The organism is Psychrobacter sp. UBA6739 (assembly GCF_002453835.1).
Lineage (GTDB): Bacteria > Pseudomonadota > Gammaproteobacteria > Pseudomonadales > Moraxellaceae > Psychrobacter > Psychrobacter immobilis_A.
Genome location: NZ_DKHR01000043.1, coordinates 28,369 through 50,093 on the forward strand (window position 1 = coordinate 28,369; position 21,725 = coordinate 50,093).

At 39.7% G+C, this 21,725-nt stretch carries 20 protein-coding genes and 1 tRNA gene; 11 read left to right on the top strand and 10 right to left on the bottom strand.

Annotated features, from left to right (window positions below; translation table 11 throughout):
• The 9 genes from B2575_RS09690 to B2575_RS09730 all read left to right on the top strand — a co-directional run.
• Nucleotides 1–930 (top strand): tRNA nucleotidyltransferase (locus B2575_RS09690; protein WP_296241644.1); only part of this gene is annotated, 930 nt, incomplete at its 5' end.
• 14 nt (nt 931–944) lie between these two features.
• On the top strand, nt 945–1,109 hold the full coding sequence (locus B2575_RS09695; RefSeq protein ID WP_238049618.1) for an SDR family oxidoreductase: 165 nt from the start codon (nt 945–947) through the stop codon (nt 1,107–1,109).
• A gap of 95 nt (nt 1,110–1,204) precedes the next feature.
• Nucleotides 1,205–1,281, top strand: a tRNA-Ile gene (locus B2575_RS09700).
• A gap of 149 nt (nt 1,282–1,430) precedes the next feature.
• The gene (locus B2575_RS09705) at nt 1,431–2,609 is read left to right on the top strand and encodes a tyrosine-type recombinase/integrase (protein WP_296241646.1); all 1,179 of its coding nucleotides are present in this window, start codon (nt 1,431–1,433) and stop codon (nt 2,607–2,609) included.
• Nucleotides 2,610–2,653: 44 nt separating this feature from the next.
• Nucleotides 2,654–3,655 carry a hypothetical protein gene (locus B2575_RS09710; protein ID WP_296241647.1) on the top strand — a complete coding sequence of 334 codons (1,002 nt, stop codon included), beginning with the start codon at nt 2,654–2,656 and terminating at the stop codon, nt 3,653–3,655.
• A 109-nt stretch (nt 3,656–3,764) separates the two neighbouring features.
• Complete coding sequence (locus tag B2575_RS09715) at nt 3,765–4,034, top strand: helix-turn-helix transcriptional regulator (RefSeq protein WP_296241648.1); 270 nt, start codon at nt 3,765–3,767, stop codon at nt 4,032–4,034.
• Nucleotides 4,027–5,574 carry a DUF3987 domain-containing protein gene (locus B2575_RS09720; protein ID WP_296241650.1) on the top strand — a complete coding sequence of 516 codons (1,548 nt, stop codon included), beginning with the start codon at nt 4,027–4,029 and terminating at the stop codon, nt 5,572–5,574. The genes B2575_RS09715 and B2575_RS09720 overlap by 8 nt, the downstream gene beginning before the upstream one ends.
• 548 nt (nt 5,575–6,122) lie before the next feature.
• Nucleotides 6,123–6,305 (top strand): addiction module killer protein, encoded by a 183-nt coding sequence (locus tag B2575_RS09725; protein WP_414707430.1) that lies wholly within the window; start codon nt 6,123–6,125, stop codon nt 6,303–6,305.
• Complete coding sequence (locus tag B2575_RS09730; protein WP_201634686.1) at nt 6,295–6,588, top strand: addiction module antidote protein; 294 nt, start codon at nt 6,295–6,297, stop codon at nt 6,586–6,588. Before B2575_RS09725 ends, B2575_RS09730 begins: the two co-directional genes overlap by 11 nt.
• A gap of 128 nt (nt 6,589–6,716) precedes the next feature.
• On the opposite strand, the gene B2575_RS09735 is transcribed toward B2575_RS09730, so the two are convergent.
• From B2575_RS09735 to B2575_RS09750, 4 genes are all read right to left on the bottom strand, one after another.
• Nucleotides 6,717–9,878 carry a tyrosine-type recombinase/integrase gene (locus tag B2575_RS09735; RefSeq protein WP_296241655.1) on the bottom strand — a complete coding sequence of 1,054 codons (3,162 nt, stop codon included), beginning with the start codon at nt 9,876–9,878 and terminating at the stop codon, nt 6,717–6,719.
• The gene (locus B2575_RS09740) at nt 9,871–12,180 is read right to left on the bottom strand and encodes a hypothetical protein (RefSeq protein ID WP_296241657.1); all 2,310 of its coding nucleotides are present in this window, start codon (nt 12,178–12,180) and stop codon (nt 9,871–9,873) included. The genes B2575_RS09735 and B2575_RS09740 overlap by 8 nt, the downstream gene beginning before the upstream one ends.
• Nucleotides 12,173–12,694 carry a hypothetical protein gene (locus B2575_RS09745; RefSeq protein WP_201539738.1) on the bottom strand — a complete coding sequence of 174 codons (522 nt, stop codon included), beginning with the start codon at nt 12,692–12,694 and terminating at the stop codon, nt 12,173–12,175. Before B2575_RS09745 ends, B2575_RS09740 begins: the two co-directional genes overlap by 8 nt.
• Before the next feature lie 295 nt (nt 12,695–12,989).
• The gene (locus tag B2575_RS09750; RefSeq protein ID WP_201567127.1) at nt 12,990–13,208 is read right to left on the bottom strand and encodes a helix-turn-helix domain-containing protein; all 219 of its coding nucleotides are present in this window, start codon (nt 13,206–13,208) and stop codon (nt 12,990–12,992) included.
• Nucleotides 13,209–13,458: 250 nt separating this feature from the next.
• Between B2575_RS09750 and B2575_RS09755 the strand changes: the two genes are divergently transcribed.
• Complete coding sequence (locus B2575_RS09755) at nt 13,459–13,779, top strand: hypothetical protein (RefSeq protein WP_201567129.1); 321 nt, start codon at nt 13,459–13,461, stop codon at nt 13,777–13,779.
• Between the two features lie 42 nt (nt 13,780–13,821).
• On the opposite strand, the gene B2575_RS09760 is transcribed toward B2575_RS09755, so the two are convergent.
• The 4 genes from B2575_RS09760 to B2575_RS09775 all read right to left on the bottom strand — a co-directional run bounded on the left by B2575_RS09760 (nt 13,822) and on the right by B2575_RS09775 (nt 17,625).
• Nucleotides 13,822–14,463 (bottom strand): hypothetical protein, encoded by a 642-nt coding sequence (locus B2575_RS09760; protein WP_201567131.1) that lies wholly within the window; start codon nt 14,461–14,463, stop codon nt 13,822–13,824.
• A gap of 43 nt (nt 14,464–14,506) precedes the next feature.
• Nucleotides 14,507–15,532 carry a PD-(D/E)XK nuclease family protein gene (locus B2575_RS09765; protein ID WP_296241661.1) on the bottom strand — a complete coding sequence of 342 codons (1,026 nt, stop codon included), beginning with the start codon at nt 15,530–15,532 and terminating at the stop codon, nt 14,507–14,509.
• 67 nt (nt 15,533–15,599) lie between these two features.
• Entirely contained in the window at nt 15,600–16,688 is a 1,089-nt protein-coding gene (locus B2575_RS09770; RefSeq protein WP_201539741.1) for a helix-turn-helix transcriptional regulator, read from the bottom strand.
• Between the two features lie 67 nt (nt 16,689–16,755).
• The gene (locus B2575_RS09775; RefSeq protein ID WP_290177301.1) at nt 16,756–17,625 is read right to left on the bottom strand and encodes a PP2C family protein-serine/threonine phosphatase; all 870 of its coding nucleotides are present in this window, start codon (nt 17,623–17,625) and stop codon (nt 16,756–16,758) included.
• 511 nt (nt 17,626–18,136) lie between these two features.
• Between B2575_RS09775 and B2575_RS09780 the strand changes: the two genes are divergently transcribed.
• Entirely contained in the window at nt 18,137–18,460 is a 324-nt protein-coding gene (locus B2575_RS09780) for a hypothetical protein (protein ID WP_296241667.1), read from the top strand.
• A 174-nt stretch (nt 18,461–18,634) separates the two neighbouring features.
• On the opposite strand, the gene B2575_RS09785 is transcribed toward B2575_RS09780, so the two are convergent.
• Both B2575_RS09785 and brxL read right to left on the bottom strand, forming a co-directional pair.
• Nucleotides 18,635–19,612, bottom strand: coding sequence for a hypothetical protein (locus B2575_RS09785; protein WP_296241669.1), 978 nt, complete (start codon nt 19,610–19,612; stop codon nt 18,635–18,637).
• 22 nt (nt 19,613–19,634) lie between these two features.
• Nucleotides 19,635–21,704 carry a protease Lon-related BREX system protein BrxL gene (brxL, locus tag B2575_RS09790; RefSeq protein WP_296241692.1) on the bottom strand — a complete coding sequence of 690 codons (2,070 nt, stop codon included), beginning with the start codon at nt 21,702–21,704 and terminating at the stop codon, nt 19,635–19,637.
• Between the last annotated feature and the right edge of the window lie 21 nt (nt 21,705–21,725).

Consider the following 21,725-nt stretch of genomic DNA (forward strand, 5'->3'; position numbering starts at 1 on the left):
GATCTACAACGTCGAGACTTGACGATTAATGCCATGGCGATAGAAGTCACCAGCTTAACTGATGATACGCCTATCAACGGTGACGTCATTGACTATTATGGTGGCATGGCTGATATAGAAAGCAAAATTTTGCGTCATGTATCAGGTGCATTTAGCGAAGACCCTCTACGAGTGCTTCGAACCGCTCGATTCTATAGCCGTTATTATGACCTAGGTTTTATCATTGCTGATGAAACTTTGACTTTGATGCGCCAATTGGTCGACTCTGGAGAGCTTGCGCATTTAAGTGCAGAGCGTATTTGGCAAGAATCTAGCCGTGCAACCATGCAGCTATCGCCGCAGGTATACTGGCAACAACTGTTTGAGATTGGTGCGCTCATAGAATATTTTGCGCCATTACATGAAGCTTGGACTAATACTCAGATACGTGAAACGGTACAGACGGCGCTATATTTCGCAGGGCAAATGAAATTGAACTTGTCACAACGTTGGGCGCTATTAATGAGTAGCCTTAATTCATTTTTATTTACCTCAGAACATACAAATGAAAACGTAAATAAAGTAGCCAATATAAAAGGTATCAATGATATAGGCAACGCCGCTAAGGTACCAAAAACCCATACTCAATTTGCGACTCTCTTCGCTCAGCAAGCCACAAAGCTAAGCACAATAAGCCATTTAAGCGCGGCTGAAAAAATTGACCTCATACAAATTTGCGGCGCTCATAAAGAGCCTGATAAGTTATCGCAGCTATTAGTGACCAGCCACGTGTTGCAATTGGCAACACAGCACCGTCAGATGATGCTAGCGCTGAATAGCTTTCATGCCATTCGTATGCAGGATATTGACTCAGCACTAACAGGCCCTGCGATTGGTGCGGCATTACAACAAGCCAGAATTGAGCACTTGCAAGTACGAAACCAATGTTAAGAAAATTTAAAAAGATGCAGCAACGCGATATCATTGACTCAATTCCTATGCAGCGTATAGGTCGACCTGACGAGATTGCCCATCATGTGTTGTACCTCGTACAGGCCAATTATGTTACTGCTGAGATTATTACTGTTGATGGTGGTCGCAGCCTGACATTGTCTGGTGGTCATATTTGATAGAAAAGCAGAGCATCATAAAAAATATCTTGATTACTACCTATCTTTTACTTGAAAAATTAAAAAATTCAGGTATCATTGTCCGTCTAGCGTTAGGGCCCATAGCTCAGTTGGTTAGAGCAGAGGACTCATAATCCTTTGGTCGTAGGTTCAAGTCCTACTGGGCCCACCATATATTGAATCAGGCTTGTTCGCAGCGATGCGGCAAGCCTTTTTTTATGGGGTTTCGCAAGATTTAAGAATACCTTGGTATATGGCGAACCATATAGAATATTGGTATATTTGTTGGTATAGATTATACCAACGCGGAGATATACCAACATGCCATTAACTCATACGATTATCAATAAATTAACCCCGAGTGAAAAATGCATCCCTAGCCGCCCTGACAAGCATAGCGATGGCGATGGCCTTCAACTGTGGGTAAGACATACGGGAAACAAAGTCTGGGTCAGTGCTTACCGCTGGCAAGGTAAACAGCAATCACTCACTTTGGGCAAGTATCCACTAATCACATTACAACAAGCACGCCAGCGTAACCTAGAAATAAAACAGTTAATTAGTGAAGGTATTAACCCGAAGGATAAGAAAAAAGAAAAGCTCGCTGAGCAAGATGGTTCGAGGCTTTTTGATACTATTGCACAAGCTTGGTATGCGGATCGCAAGACGTTTTTAGCCTCAAGTACGTTTAGTCGTAACTACTCAGCCTATATGCGTGACGTTAAACCAGTTATAGGGCATAAGCTAATCGACGACATTACGTCACCTAATATTTTAGCGATTGGTAAAAGTATCGAGGCACGTGGTGCTAATGAAATGGCACGACGCATAATGGCAGAAGTAGGACAGATATTTAAGCACGCTATTCGCATAGGTGTAGCAACGTCAAATCCTGCAGCAGATTTATCAGCAGCCATTAAACCGCATAAAACCCAAAATCACAGTCGTATTACTTCAAAAGAGTTGCCTCAACTTTTGAGAGGTATTGATGACTATACTGGGCACATCACGGTTAAATTAGGCTTATGGTTCTTATGCTATACCTTTGTACGAACTAATGAGATCAGATTTATGGAATGGTCAGAAATCGACTGGAAGGATAAAATTTGGCGTATACCTGCAGACAAAATGAAGATGGATAGACCTCACATTGTGCCTCTTGCACCTCAGGTTATAGATATATTACAACAAATTAAAGAGCTAAATTTTTCAGAGCAGTATGTATTCTACAACCCTTCAACTCGCAAACCTTACAGCCAAAATGCTTTTATTAATGCTCTATATCAAATGGGCTATAAATATAAAATGACTGGACATGGTTTTCGGGGGCTAGCTAGTACCACCCTACATGAGCAAGGGTTTATGCATGAAGCTATAGAATTACAGCTAGCACATGAGCAAGAAAATAAAATCAGTAAAGCCTATAACGGCGCTCAGCATTTAGATTATCGTAGGGATATGATGAGTGAATGGGCGGATTATGTAAGCTCTTTAAAATAAAGGGTGCAATATTTATATGCACAATAAAATCCTAGGTCTTTAGAATGAAAAATATAGGTAAAAATATGAATTACAATAAAGAGTTATTTTATACACTAGACGAAGTAAGGGAGTTACTTCTCAAAACAGAAGACCGCTCTTATAGTAAAGACGAAAGCATTGTACGTTTAATCCACACTGATCGTTTAACACCGTATATAAGATTTAACGGACCAGTCGATATTGTGACAGAAACAGAAGATGTTCCAGAAAAAAGCTTAAAAAAAATAACTGATGGTTTATATCACACTATCAACACACAAATGTGCAATCTAGAAATTGGAGAAACAATCCATCCTTATGACTATGATTCAAGTACAAGTCTGAAAAACACAAAATACTTTATCGAAAAACTTTTATTTTGTTTAAATGCTAAGCGAGCTAAAAACACTCTCGGAGTATCTATATTAGCTGAAGGAATTTTCAGATTGCTACCTTTAAGTGTCACATATTTGGGAGGTGACATTGAAGTCAGTTTGGGACCAAAAATGTTTATGCCTGAAATCATTGAAGCTGATTTCATTGATCAAGAGCATTTTAATGAAATTGAGAAAATTAAAGGCTATACCCTATCTCCCACTAAAGAAGAAGATTATGAGCTAATTTTCTTAAAAAGTGATTTACAGTACATTATTACAGTTATTGATACTAGTTATGAGTTACCAACGTTGAGAGATAAGTTATTAAATGCCAATAGAGTAATTAGCCAAAAAAATAAAGAGATTGAGAAGCTAAAACAAGAGTTGCAAGCTGCTCAACTTAAAGGATCTACTGAAGATTTAGATGACTTTAAGAGCAGCGTCTTTGTCCTTATATTCACACTTAAGGATCTAATATTTAAGTTAGACAAGGAGTTCAAAGCCCTTTCTACTGAGGAAAAGAATAAATTCGATTTTTCTAATCAAACTAAAATAATTGATTACATCGTTTATAGGGAGATTCCAAAGCTCGGACAAAGCAATATTGAAAAACTTTTTGCAGAAGCTAATAAACGTAATGCAGACTAACTTTCGCAATTTGCGACTGGCAAATCGCAAATTGCAATGACTATATGTAATTCCTATCCTATTCTACCCATACCGAGACACCCCGTCACGGCTCATATGGAGACATAGAATGTTAGAATCTGACACCCCCACTAAAACCCATAAGAACAAAAATTTAGCAAAACTATTGCCACTTCAAGGCATGTCACGCGCTAAAGACATCCTGCCACTTTTGCCATTTGGACGCACTACGCTTCATGAGTGGTCACGAGACGGTAGATTCCCTGCTAGTATTAGATTGTCGCCAACTATAGTAGCATGGAGTAACTCTGAGGTTCTAAAATGGCTAGAAAGCCATAGTAATCCTGTTCATAATCTACAGGAGAATACCGATGATTAGTCCAAAAAATAAAAACGCTCATGTTGGTAGCATGAGCGTTACTGACCAAAATAAATTTACGTGCGACTGTCAATTTAATGATCATAGTAATGATAGCATAAAAAACGTGCAATGGCCTGATCCTGAACCACTAGCAAACGACCCCAGCACCCCTACACTCTACCCTATCGAAGCATTTACAGGCTTATTAAGGCGCGTCATTGAAGCCGTGGCATATTATGCACAAGTACCGATTGCAATGGCTGGTCACGATGTTTTAGGCGCATTGGCAGACATAGGGCAACGCTTCATTGATGCGCCAATGGGACATGGGTACATGCCAGCCAGTCTTATTCTAATCACAGAGGGTGAAAGCGGTAGCGGTAAAACAAAAGCAATGAGCTTAACTCACTATGAAATAGAGACGCATGAGCGGCAACAATATGAGAGCTATTTGCAAGATCTAGAGGTCTGGGAAAGTGATAAGATAGGATTAAAAGGTGCTGAATTAAAAGAGTATTTAAGCAATACGCCAAAGCCTACCAATCCCAAAACCGTTTTTGATGATGCAACGATTGAACCTATTCTAGATAAACTTATCGATGGTGAGATTAGTAACGTTTCATGGGCAACCGATGAAGCAGGACAATTTTTTAATGGTCACACTATGAAAGGTGATACTGCAGGAAATGCACTAAGCGCTATTACGAAGCTATATAGCAGCGGGAGAGTAGCAAGACAGCGCTCACAAAAATCAGCCCATGCCACACCGCGTACAGATGCTTATGATGTTCGTATGACACTAATGCTTCAAGGTCAGCGCGTAATATTAGAACCAGCATTAACGGACCCATTGATGAATGGACAAGGTTTCTTAGCACGAGCGCTTATCGCTTGCCCTGAGGACATACGCGGAAAAAGAGTATTGAATGATGAGCAGCGCAATGAGGACAATCCGTATGACAACCCTGATTTATTAGAATACTGGGCACGCTGTGATGCCTTACTTGACCCATTACCAGCTAATGAACCAAAAGACGCGCAAGGTACATTCCAGCGTCTAAAAATAAAATGGGAAGACACCCATGCAAGACAAGTCTTTAATAACCTTGCTCAAGATATAGAGAACCGACAAGCCAACGGGCAGGCATTGGCATACTTAAAAGCGTATGCGTCACGTATGGCAGAAAATGCCAGCCGTATAGCCTCATTAATTGCATTTTTTGAGAAACGTCAAACTATTACTGCAAATGACATAACCCGTGCTTTTATGCTTGTGGAATACTCCACAAGCGAGCGCTTACGCTACCTTAATGCCACGCCTACATGTGAGCAGAACGACAGTGAGAAGCTAAGCGGCTGGCTAGTGGATAAAGCCCGTGATAAGAAGTCGCATAAACTCAATAGAACTTATATTGCTAATAATTCTCCAAACCCCATGCGTAAGAACACTAAGTTATTACAGATTGAGTTGGACAAATTAGAGTCTTCTAAACATATTAGACAAGAAATGGAAGGACGAAGTAAAGTGATATTTATTAATCCAAAGTTATACGATTAATATTAATGCTTAATAAATCCTGCTTAAATTGCTTAAACTACCCCTAGCCCATACCGCTAGGGATTTTCTGTGAGGACTGCCAAATCTTAAGCTTGCTTAAGCTGCTTAAACTCAGTGTAAAACAAGCTAATTTAAGACGAGATTAAGCAACTTAAGTAATGTTAAGCAAACACCTACCTTAAGCTAATCCCTTGCCTATCATGTGTTATAGCCAATTTAAGCATTTTAAGCATTTTAAGCAGCTTTTCTTAGATATAAAACTGTATGGGCAGGTATGTAGGGTCTGCCTTTTTTATTGTGACTAACTTTCTATATGTGCCACATACAATCATAACTTGTTATCTATTATCCGAAAGTTTACAATGAGTTATTAGCTTTCTAATAATTTACCTATATGATTGATATTAACCAAACTCAGCACTTTAGGCGCTGGTTGCACAAACTCAAAGACCCATTAGGCAAAGTTGGCATATTGGCATATTGGCACGTATCAAGCGAGCACAAAGCGGTAATTTTGGTGATCATAAGATCCTACCAATACAGCTGGTATTTATGAAATGCGGATATTTAAAGGCAATGGTTACGGTGTCTATTATGCCAAGCAAGGCGATACTGTTTATCTCTTACTATTAGGAGGCAGCAAAGACAGCCAGCAAAGCGACATTGATAAAGCTTACACTTTATGGCAACAAGTAAAGAATGAAACAAAGGAGTACCCTCATGACCGATAGTAAAATCAGCCGATTTGATGTGGCGGAGTACCTGACTGACGAAACCCTTATTAATACTTACTTAAACGAAGCGTTAATCGATGGCGTACCTAGTGACTTTATTGAGGCACTAAATGATGTGGCACGCGCAAAGGGCATGAATGAGCTAGCACTAAAGACGGGAATAAGGCGCGAGAGTCTTTATAAGACTTTGCAGTCCGAAAAGCCACGCTTTGATACCATGCTAAAGATTATTGATGGTATGGGGCTACAAGTGACCTTGACTCCAAAAAGCCCAGCCTAATTTATGGATATAGCTCAATATCTATCAGCCCATATACATAAGAGCATGCCTTTTTTGCCTGTATTGCCACTGACCCACGTAGCCAGTGGCTTCTTATTCTTATTGCCTAAGGTGAAATAAGTATTTTATTAATTATCATTAACTTTAGCTAATACATACAACAAGCACCCCAAATACTTCAAAACCCCTGACGAGCTGTAATAATCATCTGTCATAGCCAAGTTCTTATCAGACCGCTTACGTTTTTTCTGTACTAGTCGTAATTCATAACCATGGAAATTCTCACGCGCACCAATGCGTATCGCACCAGCTAGACCTAGCTTCTTCTTAACATCACGCACTGCCTGCTCACTATGCGCCCTAATATGCCAATGACTGGCATCAATTAGCTGACAACCTACTGCCATAAAATTTTGTAGCATCTCAAGCTGGTTGTCTTTAATCCCAAAATGAATTGATGAAGTATTTAAATTGTGTTTATCTGCAAATATATCCGCAAACGATTTTAGTCTAGTAGGGTGATCAATAGACATCTGATATGCTCGATCAAGCGCTTTAACTAGAACCTCTTGATTTTTATGTCCAGTCGGCGCACTTAAAAGCAACCTATTATCGGTAAAAACCTGACAAGCTTTATCGTAAATTTTTTTAGCTTCATTGACAGCAATGCCATGCCGTAGTGCGACATCTGCTATCCGCCCTTCTCGTTTATCAACGCTTATTTTTTGAAGCTCCTCCAACAGTCCAATCACATCATAAATTTTAGGATGAATAAATATAGATGGCTGATTATCTGCTGCGTCATTTTGTGTGTTTTGCTGCCAAGCTGTATCAGCTGATGGGTTATTATAAGAAAATAGAGACTCTTTGCTTGCAACTTTGCCAATTAAATAGCCACGTATCTTATCAAGATGAACCTGTTTAGTGCTAGGACTATAAGCCCTACCGTCTTGCCTATTTACCGTCTGGTAGCCAATACTTGTCACCATCTCAAATACGGTTATAGGCATAAAAAGTTTGGTTTGACTCATTTGCCAGCTAGCCAGTAAATGAGCGGTATGGATATAATATTCAAACGTAGTATCTGGCGTTAGATGCCCAGAAAGACTAGCCAGCCCAAACCACATCCCCTTCTCTTTATTATTAGCAAGCACGGCACTAACGATGACGTCGCTATGATCTTTATCATAATCCGTCATCACCTGAGCCAGTGGCGATCCGCTTAACACCAGTGTCAGTTGGCTAATTGCGGTATGCCGAAAGCTATGAAAAGTAAAGTCATGATTACCTAATAAGCGATCCCATATTATTTTCATCATATTATTAAAGAATACTGGCGGCAATGGCTGATCACCTGAGCCTTGTGAGAATAAGTAGAGTCGCTTTAACCTGTGCTGCTGATTATAATGCGCAATAAATTGCTTTAGCTCATCCGCTTTCAGTAGACTGTCTATCGGTATCACCCGTTTAGCGCTGCTACTTTTAAGTCTGCGATAACGGTTGGGTCTGAGGATGATTTTAGGGTACTCAATGAAATAACCATTGATACTGCTTATATCGGCAATATCACCGACCTTAATACCAATGATCTCGTTAATTCGCATACCTGTCCGATAAGCAAGCGCTAAAACAACCAAACAAAGTCGCTTTTGATCAACTTCCAAAGTTGATGATTGGATATAGTCTTTCATCGTACAATATACACGAGGCGATATCATTTTAGCTTTAACCACTTGCCTATTATTGCCCCATGGAAAATATACGTAAGGAGCATTAAAATGCAGACGCTGATAATCATGAAATGCTTTCAAGCGGCCGTAAGTAAATTTCTGGCTGTCTTTTAAACGGTTAAGATCAGATAGCAATTGACCAGCATTATTATTATCATTATCTATACCACTAGAAATATCATCATCAAACTCTGATGACTTGCTCAGTACAGACGTCTTACGACCGTCTTTAACCTTACTTTGAATGATCTGCTCATACACTTCTTCAAAGTCATCGCTCTCCCACTGATCAATGTCCTCATCTATCGTCAGCATCAGCCAGTCACGACCGATGCAGCCGATATATTTACTGACCGTATTGAGCCGAATACTTTTATCATCAAGCAGCGATAGCGTCCAGCCAAGCAAACGCTGGGCATTGGGCTGGCTAGCATCTGTTTTTAGTGTTTCGATGGTAGAGACAGCAGTATTTCTGGCTAATTTAAGCGTATCCTGCAGCTCTTTGATCAGATTTTTACTAAAGCTAGGGTAATTTATAGTATCCTTTTTTCCTTGTACCATTTCTGATGTCTGGTAACTGCTATCAAACAGCTCAGACCACGTAAGCGGCTTAGAGTTTGGGTTGATGATTTCTCTGTTATAACTAATGAGCTTATCAGTCGGCAAACCTGTAGTTTTAATATCACCCTGTTTAACCACGGAAAGCGCACCATCTATCAAACTACCTTCCATTTGTCGCCAGTGATAGTTAGCGTATTTTATAAGCATCGAGTGTTGCGGTCGAGCGATGTCTTTGTTGGTGAGTTTAAGCCTTTTTGAGATATCACTTATAATGGTGTTAAATGGCTTTATTTTTGCTTTGCTCAAATCCTTGTCTTTCATGGCATATAAAAAACACAGACTCATATCATCGGGTAAATAGTCAATAAAACGTTGCAAGCTATTGCTATCATCAATTGCGCAGCCATAGTTACCATCAGGCACGCTAAGGGGTATTAAAGCTAACTGTTCTGCGCGACTCTCTTCATTATTTTTTGGCATGTCAATCTGGTAAATAAACCGTTCACCAAACAGCCAATTGTACAGCGCTCCTAATACGTCAATCTCATTGATACCGCCATACATGATACTGCAATAAAGCAGTCCTTCGACTAAATCGTTAACTGAGAAGCGCCGTTTGCGCTTCCAGATATTTATCATGGTTGCACTGCTGTCTGCCACCGTGCGACCACTCACAAACCAGTCATAGTTAATAGTTAACCGCTCACGAGTCGCTAGTATCGGCACTACAGGCTCATTGAGGTATATCTGGTAATCTTTATTATAATCACGAATGAACTCTAAAAATCCGCGCCGTGCCAATTGAAAGTTTTGAGCAGTATCAAACTTGTTTTCTAACAGCTCGTTAATCGCTTCGTAATGATGCTGCAATTCACAGGGCGTCTGCATGGGGTTTTGATCAACGTAGTCCGCAATCAGCGCTTTAGCCGCGCGTTTGATGCTTTTTTTAGCGTCATCCCTATTTAGCTGCCGCAATTTATGAGCATTGATGTTATCCATATACGCGAACCTCAATTTGTTTTAAACAAAGCTCATCAGCAACCGCATCTAAATGAGGACTAAGTTGATGCAATTGATTGATAAATGCAGATGACATGGGGTGCATGAACTCTTGATCCGGATGTTCATGACCGTAAAGCGCACAAATCAGATAGTCAGGTACACGCCCTGTAAGCATGGATCTGAGCTGATGCCGCAGCCAATTATCCTGATGACTAAAAAAGTCTTGTAACTGGTAGCGGACGCGGCTTGGCGTGATACCGATAAAACCTTTTGGGTTCTTTTGGTAAATTTGCATAAGGGGTTGTTCTGATTGCAAAATATCATTGATAGGATATACCGTCTCTGGACATAGAGGATTATAAATGGCGGCAAACTGCTTAATATGAGTAAGGTAGTTTTGTATAGCCGTTATCAAAAACTTGCTGAGAGGAATGAGCCTACCGTCAGACTGAGTATTGCGCTCTTCTTTATCAGACACCCATAACATGCGACGTTTAAGATCAAACTGGTGTAGCAAGCCTGGTGAGTGCTTGACTGGGCGGATACCCGTTTGAATCATAATGATGTGCCACAGCCAGGTGCTGTAGCTATTAAACTGCGCAATATAGCGGTCAATACTGTGATTAAGTCGCCCATTGTAGCTCTCAGCACTCCTAGCCAACTGATTAAAAAACTGCTCGCACGTTATCGTTTCAAGCGCCATATCGCTACCAATATGGCTTTTATGACCATTCATGGGCACACTGCACTCATCTATTAACAGCGCTTTTTGTTCGTCATCACAGTACTCAGTTATCAGCTCTACTGCTTGTATATAGGTTTGCTCTAGATCAGCAGTTTCGATACTGGTGTAGTATAGCGGTGAGCTGTGGCGCACATCGACGCCTGTGATCAAATCTGCATACAGAGGCTGATTAAGTCCATTTTTAATCAATACAAATAATCCAGACTCGATATATTGAGCACTTAAGGCTGGCAGGTTAAGCTGACTCTTAACCTCAGTGATGGCTAGTTTGACATCATCAAGTGAAATGGTAACTTTATTCTCTAGCATTACCTGCAAGGCATCAGGTAGTGCTCGCTTGAATACGCTACCATAGCTTTGCCTGTGGGCAAGCAAATGACTTCGCGTATTGGTAGTCACATCGACCATGATGGCAATACAGCTGGTCTTTTGGATACGGTCATAAATAAAATACTGACGCTGACTGCGACTATTTTGCCAATCAGTAATCACGCTATCAATACTAAGACCACTCAGTAGTGAGAGCAGCAGTACGGCATGACCCGTCCTATCTTCTGTGTGTTCGCTAGTGAAGTGCTGCCATAGCATCGCAAACAGCATCTGGTAGCCAGTGATACTCAGCTGGCGATGATTGGTTGAGAAATGGAATTGATTACGGCTGGCATGCTGATGGTTATTTTTTAATCGCCATTGCTGCAGCTCAGAGGATTTAGCGATTTGAGCGATAGGCTTAAAATTATTATCTAACAATGGCGGCTGGTTATCATCAGCGATGTTTTCAGCGATTGCCACGTTACTGTACTTTTTTGATTGTTTCGTACCAAACAATTTTTTTTGTAAGGGCTCGCCATCAATAAGCGCTGTTGTGTTAATGACCCTTTGAGCCTTCTTTAACCGTTTTGCACTCTCATCATAAGTTTTACCGACAAAAGCTTTATTGTTAATCACCACCTCATAAGCCAGCCTTATTTGACCAATTTTACTGGCGAGATACTGATTAGTGATTGTGCCTGTGGCCTCACCTTGTTTGATAACAGCTTCATACTTTCTTATATACTGTAAACACTCAGATAAACCATCATACTTTGCATGAATATGAATCAATTGATCAACGATCTTATGTTGCGGGTCACCTGATCTAAACCCCATGCGAATACGAACGCCCAATTTATCTATTTTAGCAAAATGCTTATCATGGCGAGCCGTGATCATAAACATCACTTTAAGGTAGCCGCTCATAAACCGCCATGCATCACTGCTGCTATCAACCTTGCCATATACCTGATAAAAAACGATCAGCATATATGTGACTGCCCACTCTCCAGTTTTACCCTTCCCAATAACCTGTTTAATCACCTCAGCGCAGTCAATACTCTCAAAGCCAGTGGTATTGCATAATGTGGAGTAATGGAGATCAAGGCTATCATCTGGCACTAAGCTTATGATATGAACCACAAGCTCGCGTATTTGCGAGTAATGCGGCGAGCCTGCAGGAATGAGCTTGTCCAATACTCGCCTATCAGTCACGTCAACAAATGCTTTAGTATCAGCCATGTACACCACCCATCCAGTTCATATTTTTAGGCAAACCTAATAAAGTCTTATCACATGCTGCCTTGCACTGTTGATACTCATAGCTGCTTTGACTGATACCTGCAAACTGACAGTAATTGCTAACAGTTAATCGATGCACGCCCATCAGCTCACACACAAGCTGCTTTGGCGCACTTTGATATATGGCTTGAAATAAGGCTGGATGGTTCACGCCAGCAAATCTAGATAGATTGAGAACCTCGCACCACGCCAGCCGCTTAATATCATGACGACTTTCAAGCGCAATCAGACAAGGCTGACGCCAGCTATTTTCAAACCTCATTACCTCATCGATTCGTGCAAAGTTATTGAAGAACTGATAATTGTCTTTATCAAGCACACATAACCGTAATACTGGTCGATAATAGTCATCTAAGCCTGCCAGCTGTGGTCGACGCAGAGGCAGTCTATGCTGCTGCCAAACCATAAAAGCAGTGTTTGCATCAGGGTGAATGGTGAGATTTTCTGAGCTCAAAATTAACAGCTTTTGAGTTGAGCGAAGGGTCTTATTTTTCACTATATACTGCTCTAAGAATCATTGTTTCATTAATAGTACGTTATAACATAACATTATACAAGTGGATGATTTAATTATATTTATTAAAAAATATATTGGCTGTAAATGAGTGCAAAGTCATTAAAAAAGCTCTCACAAATAATAGCTAAACCATTATCTATGAGAGCTATGAATACTTCTGATCGGATAGTAATATCGTTATTTTTTAGAGTTTAAAGTGAACGTACGCGTTCAGCTACATTATTTATAAAACCTAATTTTTACTGTCTTTATCAGGTACGTATTTTAATATCTCACATGGTGTCACCTCTAGTACTTCACACAATTTGCTTAGCGTATCGAATTCTATACGAGTCGTCTCATCATTATAAATTCTATGAAGTGTTGATTTACTAATGTCTGTCATCCTCACTAGATCGGCAACCCGTAGTCGTCTTTCTGCTAGAAGCACAGGGAGGTTACAAGAAATCACAATAAAATCCTTATTGGTAAGTAAAAAATACTTGCCAGTGACTACTTTTCTGCTAGAATAATACTCGTTGGCAATAACTAAGTTTCCGTCAAAAACTATTTTATGCTGACTAACGCTTTATTATGTCATATACCTATCTTGCTGCTCAATAGCTGGCTAATGATGATAGGTGTGACTGGTTCAATAGATATCATTACTATAAAAAGGGAATGCTAATCGTAGGTATCAGGTCATTAAAAAGGAGTACGTTGTGGGCATCAGCATTGAATGGAGCATGACACAAAACGCTTGGGACAAACGGGTCTGTGAGGATTATTGGGCCTATAACCATAAAATGAGTTATATGGATTATGTCCATCTGCTTTGTCAAAAATATAGCATTAGTGCGCATGTGTTATTTGAAACCGTAAGCCAATGCTACGCTTGCTTAGATGATGTGTGCTGCGAATATTGCGGAAGCGCCTGTCATATTGAAGTGCCCGCTGATATCGCCTATATGCGGACAAAAGAGAGTTGGTTTTGCGCAGTATGTGAGCATGCTATGTGGCGCGGAGATTCTATTAGCAAATAGAACTAGTTCCAATTGATAGTAGCAGCCAAAGCCATACGTTTACTACGTGTGGCTTTGTTTTTCTTCAGCATAAATTCCATTCAAACGAAAAAATTCAGGCTCATCAGTACTATTTGAACTATAGTATATAAAGGTATCGTCACCAGACAACAACTCTTCAACAGCTTCTGTTACATAAGCCATGGATTCCAGTGGTAAGCTTTGCGGACTCTGCAGGCCAACAAATATTCCTTTAGTATCATGAGCTTTTGCAAGTAGATCAATCAGCTTGTGTGTGGCTATCTTTATCATATCGAATTCATGCTCGCCTGTAGAGCTCGCTTGAACAAACTGGAATGAACTGCCAACCTCAAACAAGCTTATAACATCTATCACATCTATACCGATAATAGTACTTGCGGACCTTACATCTAGCAGTTCAACGACATCATTTACTTCATTAGGCTGGCATCTAATAATGCCTTCTACAATACCTAAGCGTTCATACTCATTGTTATCTGTCTGTAAGCCTACTAAAATATCAGCCTCTGCTTTCTCTTTTAGCTCTAGTAGTGCCTGCTCATTCCAACCGTCACTGATGATAAAACAGGCGATAACAGATGGCGAATAATGGCCTTTATTTGGTCGGTATAAGGCTACACATGGAATGTCATCTATTTTCGATTTGTCGAGCTGATATTTCATCTTTAGACCTTTTATTACTTTAAATGTTATGACACTACAACTATCACCCGTTTTTATTTTTATACTGGCTTACCGTATGATCAATGAATTTTTGCACCTCATCCATAAGCCTATTAACCTGTTGCAGATCTATTGAATTTTCATTCTCAAAGACATCTGTGTCTAATACAGCAAAGGTCATATGTCTACCTGAACCAAAGCGCTTCGGCTTAGTAACTTTTAAATCAAACTCAGAAGCTTCTGTCTTAAATAGTTTATATAACTCATCCCTAATCTTACTTCGTCCTTCCTTATTAGGAACAGACATTTTAAAGCAGATTTTCTTTTGCTCGATTTGCAAGTAAATATCTATATTATTTTCTACTCTATGACCCAAACCCCAAAAGCCCATAAAGCCGCCCGAAGGATTAGCGACATAACCCCAGTTACCTTCTCCTAGGTAAGACTGTAAATGTTGAAAAAAGCCAATCCAAGCCCGTTTTTTCCACTTGTTAACAGGTTTTGATTTAAAGCTTTGCACTGCTTCTTCAATAGACTGCAGATGGTTAAGATAATCGCCATATATATCACTCTCTTGCAGTGCCGCATTTTGTTCACTATTAAAGAGGTCTAATAAATCTCGTCTAGTTACTGGATAAAAGCCGTCTTTTAACACAGCCTTATAATTGCTTTGATCATGCGTTTGTAAATAAATAGGAATGATTTTGTCTTCTGCGAAAGTAACTTTATGATCATTAATCATAAACTGCTTGTATCGAACCAACTGATTAGAATGCTGAATACTACCTACTTTATCTTCAATTAATACGCAGTAAGTGTCGTTAATAATACAAAGGACATCAATGTTATTCACTTGACGCTTCACTACTATTTCATCAATATGGCTCGGTAGTGATTTGTTCGCTTTATCGAAGAATAACGCCAATACACTGGTTGCTATCTTATTGAGCGCTTTATGTTTATCGCTTCCTGTCTGATAGTCTTGGTCTGCCCACGACAGAAGCCAACAGATAAAAGCGTCTTGTGATAACTCAGAGGTGGCAAATTTAAATAAGTTAGGTGTGGTCATTCTAGCTCCTTGATGACATTTAAAAAATGTATTTGTCTTTTAGTACTTTAGCAAAATTCTTGAACAACTATTTTGTATATAATTTTATCCCGCTTTCTAAGCGCTCTAAAATAGCCGCTTTTAACTCTACCGGTTCAATCACTACTGCTAACTGCGACATACTGACCAGCCAATCTTGCAAGCGCTGCGTATTGGCAACTGTTGCACGCACCTCGTTCCAAGTGTCATCGATAACCGTAATCGTTTGAGTAGATGATAACGGCCGCTCATAGAGATGCTGGCAGGCATATTTTTGCACCTTTAGAACCAGTCCGATTTTTAAACCATTATTCAACTCAAGCTTTCCTAGCTTACGTAGATTCTCAAGAGTGAAAGCATTGCGCTCTACCCAGTCCGGTACCGACTGCTCTGTTACTTCAGCTGCTTCAATACGATTAACCGCAAAATTACGATGTGCCATTAATAAGACATTATCATCGATATGATCATTCGTTGGATTAAACCCAGTAAGATAGATCATGTTGTCGATAAAAATAAGTCCTCTAGGGTAGATCACTCTGACGGTAGGATTGTTACGCCATTTGTTTTGATAGCTGATTTGAAGCTGCTTGTTGTGTAATAGTGCCTGATGGATGCTAGTCAGCACGCCGCTATCAAGCTTTGGTGCTTGTACGATACTAGACAGGGTAATAAGATAATCTTGCCACTGTCCTAGCTTGCTTTGATTGAAGCTGTGTCTATCTTGGCGACCTAATTGGGTCAACTTTTCACTAATGCTTTGTTTAAAAGGTGCTGGCAAGTAGTTCGCCGTATAGTTAGCGAGCATCTGCCAAAAAAATACCGTTTGCTCATTAATGACATCGATACTAAAACTTGGCTCAATATAAAACCGTGCCGTTTGTCCGCTGATATTCTGTCCCCAAGCTGGCAGACGCATTAAAGCGTCACTGTGAAAGACGTCATTGAATATTTGATTGAGACTTGTTAGGTCGTTTTCTAAATTTTTACGCTCGTTTGCGTAATGGTCAAGGTTATCACCATAAACGTTCATTAGCTCTGTGAGTGATATTGCCTTGTCTTTATGACGTGGCAAGCGCTGATAGAGCGCAAACAAACGGGTGGATTTGTTGTAGGTTGCGATTGGGTGTGTAGGCATGTTGGCTGCTCTATAGGCTATCGAATCTATCAAACTGTCATTTTAAAAGTGAACTATCGTAAAAAGGTTAATCAAACCGTACCACAATCGCAGTACCATTGTCATAAGCATTGCCATCTGAGTCATACACTTGATGCCAAAGCATCTGTAGCCAACCCTGCAAATCTGTTTGGCTCTTAATAAGAGCCCATTCACTACTGGGTACTAAATCATGAATACCATCGCTACAGATGACGAGACTATTGCCTGATTGTACCGTGATGTTTTGCCTTATACTTTTAGGTGGCTCGCTGCTCGGATCATCACTATCTACTGCTAGCGCAAAGCATTCAGTAATGCTATATAAGCTGCCTGCCATACCTGTGCGATTGTACTCCGTAAACTCTACTTGGCGATCTTCATCTTTCGCTTGCTCATCTACCAGCTCGTTTAGCAAATTATGATCACGAGTTAAGCACTGCCATTCATTCATATCTTTGCCAAGCAAATATACACGGCTATCGCCGACATGAGTTATATCTATATTTATCGACTTATCATCGTTTAGCGTGCCGGTGATCATCGCGAGAGTTGCTGCGGCACCATAACGTTTTTTTGGGTGTTTGGTTTGACTCAGTTGCGTATAGATATGATCTGAGGTGATAGCACTAGTACTCTCTTGATTGCTATCCCATAGCTTTTTAATTGCTTTGACCACTGCCTTTGAGCAGTGCTGTGACTGGTTAGAGCTGGCAACGCCATCCGATACGGCAAGACAAAATGGCGCTTGTACTGATGTCACTGCCATCACCCCTAAATCCTCTTGATACCAATGGTCTAAAAAGAAAAATGCGTCTTGTTGGAGGTTATTGCTGGCATTACCTTGAAAAGTAATGGCGCAGGCGTGAGCTATTGTTTCAGCAAGAGGTTCATACTCATCACTCAAAGTCGCTGTCATATTCATTCGCTTATTATTTATTATCATTAAGACAAGTATAGTAGACTGCCTAGTAATTGTTTTTCTAGGTTATGCGATATTTTGAGTTGATAGTAATGACGATTGACTGAAACCTTCTAAAGGTTTACCAATCCAAGTTTAAAAAGATTAGCGCTATTGCTGGTAGATCACAAAGGCAATATTTAAAGCATATGAATCGTTATATTTTTTATGAGGAATATGAATACATATTAATTTTTCCTTACTTATCAGGTGACTATTCTGTCCTTTTTTAGGGTATCGCATTATCAGTATTCATAGAATAGAGTGATATGCGCCTAGTGCTATTTAGCAGAAAAAACCCTGCTAGGCTATAATAGTAAACGCTCAGCAGGGTTTCGTCAGTTTTACAAAATTCTTAGGTGGCATGAGTGATATCGGGGTTTGTTCTTATGGCTTCTAACAACCTTGCTTATTACTTTCCTAATTGTTAAAATCATTAACAAATCATAATACTTTAAAGACTATATCTATGAACTTCAAAAACGTATCAACTTTAGTGTTCGCATTACTGCTAAGTAGCCCTGCATTATCTGCTATTTGTCCAGATGGTAGCTATGTATCAGGAAATAGTTGCACTATGGCACCTAATGGTCAATACGTAGGAGGAAGAAATGCCACCTTAGCGCCAAATGGCTCTTATGTTGGTGGCAGTCGCGCTATCTTAGCACCAAACGGTTCTTACGTTGGAAGTGGTAATTCAAACTCTAATAGAACGACCATATGTCCAGATGGTAGTTATGTAGGCGGTAGTTCTTGTCAACTACAACCTGACGGCAGCTATACAGGCAAATAAGTATTACTGAACTCTAAAAGACTCATAGTTTATTTGTGAGTCTTTTTTCTATATACCTCTATAAAAAGTATATTCTCGTCTTTAATAGTTATTAGTTAGTAGTCTCACTAGGCATAGCGCCTGCCAGCCACAAAAAACGCCCCATTCCTGAAGCGTCTTCGAAAATAGTTGCTGTTAGTTATATATTTTTGATGCTATCTCTAACGGGAAGCTTGGTGATTTAATGATAGCGGTAATCAAAGAACTATCTTTATCACCATAGACTTTGACATTATTATCTGAGTCTTTAGTAACCACTAGCATGTGATTGTTATAGCTCTCATAGGCTATGAATACAGTCAGCTGAGTGTCTTTATAGTATTTATTTTTTTGCCAAAAATAAGTTGCTAAAGTGCCGTTAATAACATTACTGGCATCCAGCCCTTCGCCCATATCAAAATCATCTATTTTTAACTTTAGCTTATTGAGAAAAACTTCGTTAAACCTATTTCTAAATAGCGAATCGTTCTCGTATAAGTCGTAACCTGAGTACGAAATATTTTCTGCTGCTATACGGTTCTGAACTTTATTGGTTGAGAGCTGCTTTGCTGTAAAACGATGCTTTTCTTTTATATTTGAAGAGTCAGGACTATACATCTCTGACAGATTGCTTCTTAATAATAAAGCCAACTCACCTCTGCTATCATCTTTCCGCACAACTACTTCATAATCATCACATAAATAAGTATATTGGCCTTGATTACTATCTGCTACCCAATGCTTACTAGGAATACCTGTCTTACTTATTAGTATATCCTTTTCTCTATTGATATTATCTGTGATAGAAGCACCCATTATTGCGAAGGACGTTATTTCTTTCTTATCAACATTAAATGATATATGACTGACAGCAAAATCATCCAACCCCGTAATAGGCTTGAAAATAGTATCAAATTTCCCTTGTCTATCTATAGCCTCTAAACTCCCTTCCCTGCTGCCACTCTCCTCATCAAAATTACTTACTATCCTTACCCCTTTATGAGCAGATGAAAATTCAGCAAGTGTTTGAGTAGGCCATATACCAAGAAACCCAAGTCTTTCAGACGGTACAACACATGCCGCACCCCAGCTAAGAGATGGCATCATAAGTAGTACCAGTAGTTTTTTCAGCATATTTTTACCTATTGTGATTATTTTATTGCACACCCAATGCCTTATAAACGGCATCGACTGGGTCCGCATAAAAGCTGATCTGAAACTTCGAAAAAAGCTCTGACGGTACAGTTGGTATATCTGAAGCAGATGCCATGGGTAGGAGTACTTTTTTAGCCCCGCTGTCCATGGCTAGTTGTAAACTTTCAGCTAAATTCTGCACCGGGTTAATTACACCACCAAGTGTCATTTCACCTAGAACTACCATCTGCTCTTGTATTGATCTTCCCATTAGAATAGAACAAAAAGCAATTAAGGAAGCCAATGATGACTTAGTGTTTGGCCCAGTATTATGGAGTTCCACAACATGCAAATGAAACTCATATTCAGAGAATTTTGAAGATGCGCTAATACGCTTTAAATTCCCTTTGAAATAATCAAAACCAATACGTATAGCCTCTTTTGCAGCCGTGTTAGAGCCCAAGCCAGATACGGAATGTTTACCTGAACCTGGCATCATTTGAGTCTCATAGCGGTAAAGCCCTAGCTTGTCAGTACTCCCTTGAGTGACTAAGTGTACAACGCCTGGTCTAGGTACTCCCTCAGCAATTAATTTACTGCCGCCTTGTTCGGGCACATTCACGAAGAACTCTTCTAAAGACTCATTATCAATGTAGCTGAAGTGAACGTCAAAAAACTCCATACCGCCTAATTTCTTTAGCTGCTCTTTTATACGACGTCTCGACTCTAACGCATAAACCAAACAGTCACGCACATCATCTTTTGTGTACTTACTATCAGGATGCAAAAGCTTTAATAATCCTGAAACTGTACGTTTTACAGCAATAACATCGCGTTGGTTGAGGTTGTTACCTAGCTTAAAAAACTTATCAATCGCATCGGAAAACCCATACTTACGCATTTCACGCATGTATTCCGCTAGATAGTCAGTGATTAAGCCATAGCTATTGGTAAAAAACTCTGGTCGCATTTTTGGTACTTCCCACCCAGGTATATAGCAGTGGAATCGATCAAAAAATGCTGTATCAATCATTGCTTCAGGAAAGGGAGCTAAAAGATGACTTGTCTTCACAAGAGTTTCAACACTTTGGTTAATATTACCAACGAACACCATAGAAGCCTTAGCCTCGACAGAGTCTCGACCTCGAGCAAAAGAACCAGAGGCCATATAGTCCTTCATGATCTGAATACCGTCTTTATCTTTAAACCTTATACCAGCAACTTCATCAAAAGCGACTAAATCCCACATGCCCACAAGGCCTACCTGTCGTGAACTCATGTTATAAAATAAATTAGCTACTGTGGTTTGACCACCTGACACTAATAGTGAGTTTGGAGAGCACTCTTTATATACATGACTTTTACCCGTACCACGAGGACCAAGCTCACAGACGTTATAATTATTTTCGACAAATGGAATCATTCGAGCGATAAGATGCCACTTAACCCGCTCCTCTAGATTGGTTGGTTCCATCCCTACTGAACGCAGAATAACATCCATCCACTGCTCATTTGTGAAATGCTCTCTTGCAGAGAATATTTCATCCATATTCATTGAAGGCATTTGAATGGGCTTCAGATTCATTATCGAAAAAGGTGACGTCTTTTGCCCCTCTTCAAAGAAGTATTGGACGGTGATAATGGACCAAATACCACCAGTAAGTAGCTTTTCGTTCTCTTTAACTATATTAGTAGGTACTAGGGCATCATTGATACCTAAGTTAGAAAGAAACGCTTCATAGACATCTTTTCTTTGATTTAATTTAACACTTACTTTGTCAATAATTTTAAATGTGCCACGCTCACGAATTAATGATTTAATTTTTTCAGCTTCATCAGGCCTTACATAGTTTTCAGCAAGAATCTTTTTAACACTTTCAAGACCTTTTAGTACTATCTCATCATCGTTAGAGGCACAGTACATACCTAATAAATATTCGAGTACATAAACCGGTACGTTGGCACCCTCTTTAAGCTTTTTGGTTAAGTCTTTACGAACTACTCTGCCTTTGAAATGCTGATTTAATAAGTCATCTAAATCAGTAATTTGAATAGCATTATTATCTACATTGCCATTCAGTTCATTATTCATTGTCATATTCTTATCCAAATA

Bases quoted from the DNA above. Each gene is read 5' to 3' on its own strand.
- B2575_RS09730 (WP_201634686.1), top strand. From the start codon at position 6,295: ATGACCGATAGTAAAATCAGCCGATTTGATGTGGCGGAGTACCTGACT.
- B2575_RS09780 (WP_296241667.1), top strand. From the start codon at position 18,137: ATGAACTTCAAAAACGTATCAACTTTAGTGTTCGCATTACTGCTAAGT.
- B2575_RS09710 (WP_296241647.1), top strand. From the start codon at position 2,654: ATGAAAAATATAGGTAAAAATATGAATTACAATAAAGAGTTATTTTAT.
- B2575_RS09705 (WP_296241646.1), top strand. From the start codon at position 1,431: ATGCCATTAACTCATACGATTATCAATAAATTAACCCCGAGTGAAAAA.
- B2575_RS09785 (WP_296241669.1), bottom strand. From the start codon at position 19,612: ATGCTGAAAAAACTACTGGTACTACTTATGATGCCATCTCTTAGCTGG.
- brxL (WP_296241692.1), bottom strand. From the start codon at position 21,704: ATGAATAATGAACTGAATGGCAATGTAGATAATAATGCTATTCAAATT.
- B2575_RS09720 (WP_296241650.1), top strand. From the start codon at position 4,027: ATGATTAGTCCAAAAAATAAAAACGCTCATGTTGGTAGCATGAGCGTT.
- B2575_RS09765 (WP_296241661.1), bottom strand. From the start codon at position 15,532: ATGACCACACCTAACTTATTTAAATTTGCCACCTCTGAGTTATCACAA.
- B2575_RS09770 (WP_201539741.1), bottom strand. From the start codon at position 16,688: ATGCCTACACACCCAATCGCAACCTACAACAAATCCACCCGTTTGTTT.
- B2575_RS09735 (WP_296241655.1), bottom strand. From the start codon at position 9,878: ATGGATAACATCAATGCTCATAAATTGCGGCAGCTAAATAGGGATGAC.
- B2575_RS09740 (WP_296241657.1), bottom strand. From the start codon at position 12,180: ATGGCTGATACTAAAGCATTTGTTGACGTGACTGATAGGCGAGTATTG.
- B2575_RS09775 (WP_290177301.1), bottom strand. From the start codon at position 17,625: ATGACAGCGACTTTGAGTGATGAGTATGAACCTCTTGCTGAAACAATA.
- B2575_RS09760 (WP_201567131.1), bottom strand. From the start codon at position 14,463: ATGAAATATCAGCTCGACAAATCGAAAATAGATGACATTCCATGTGTA.
- B2575_RS09715 (WP_296241648.1), top strand. From the start codon at position 3,765: ATGTTAGAATCTGACACCCCCACTAAAACCCATAAGAACAAAAATTTA.
- B2575_RS09695 (WP_238049618.1), top strand. From the start codon at position 945: ATGCAGCAACGCGATATCATTGACTCAATTCCTATGCAGCGTATAGGT.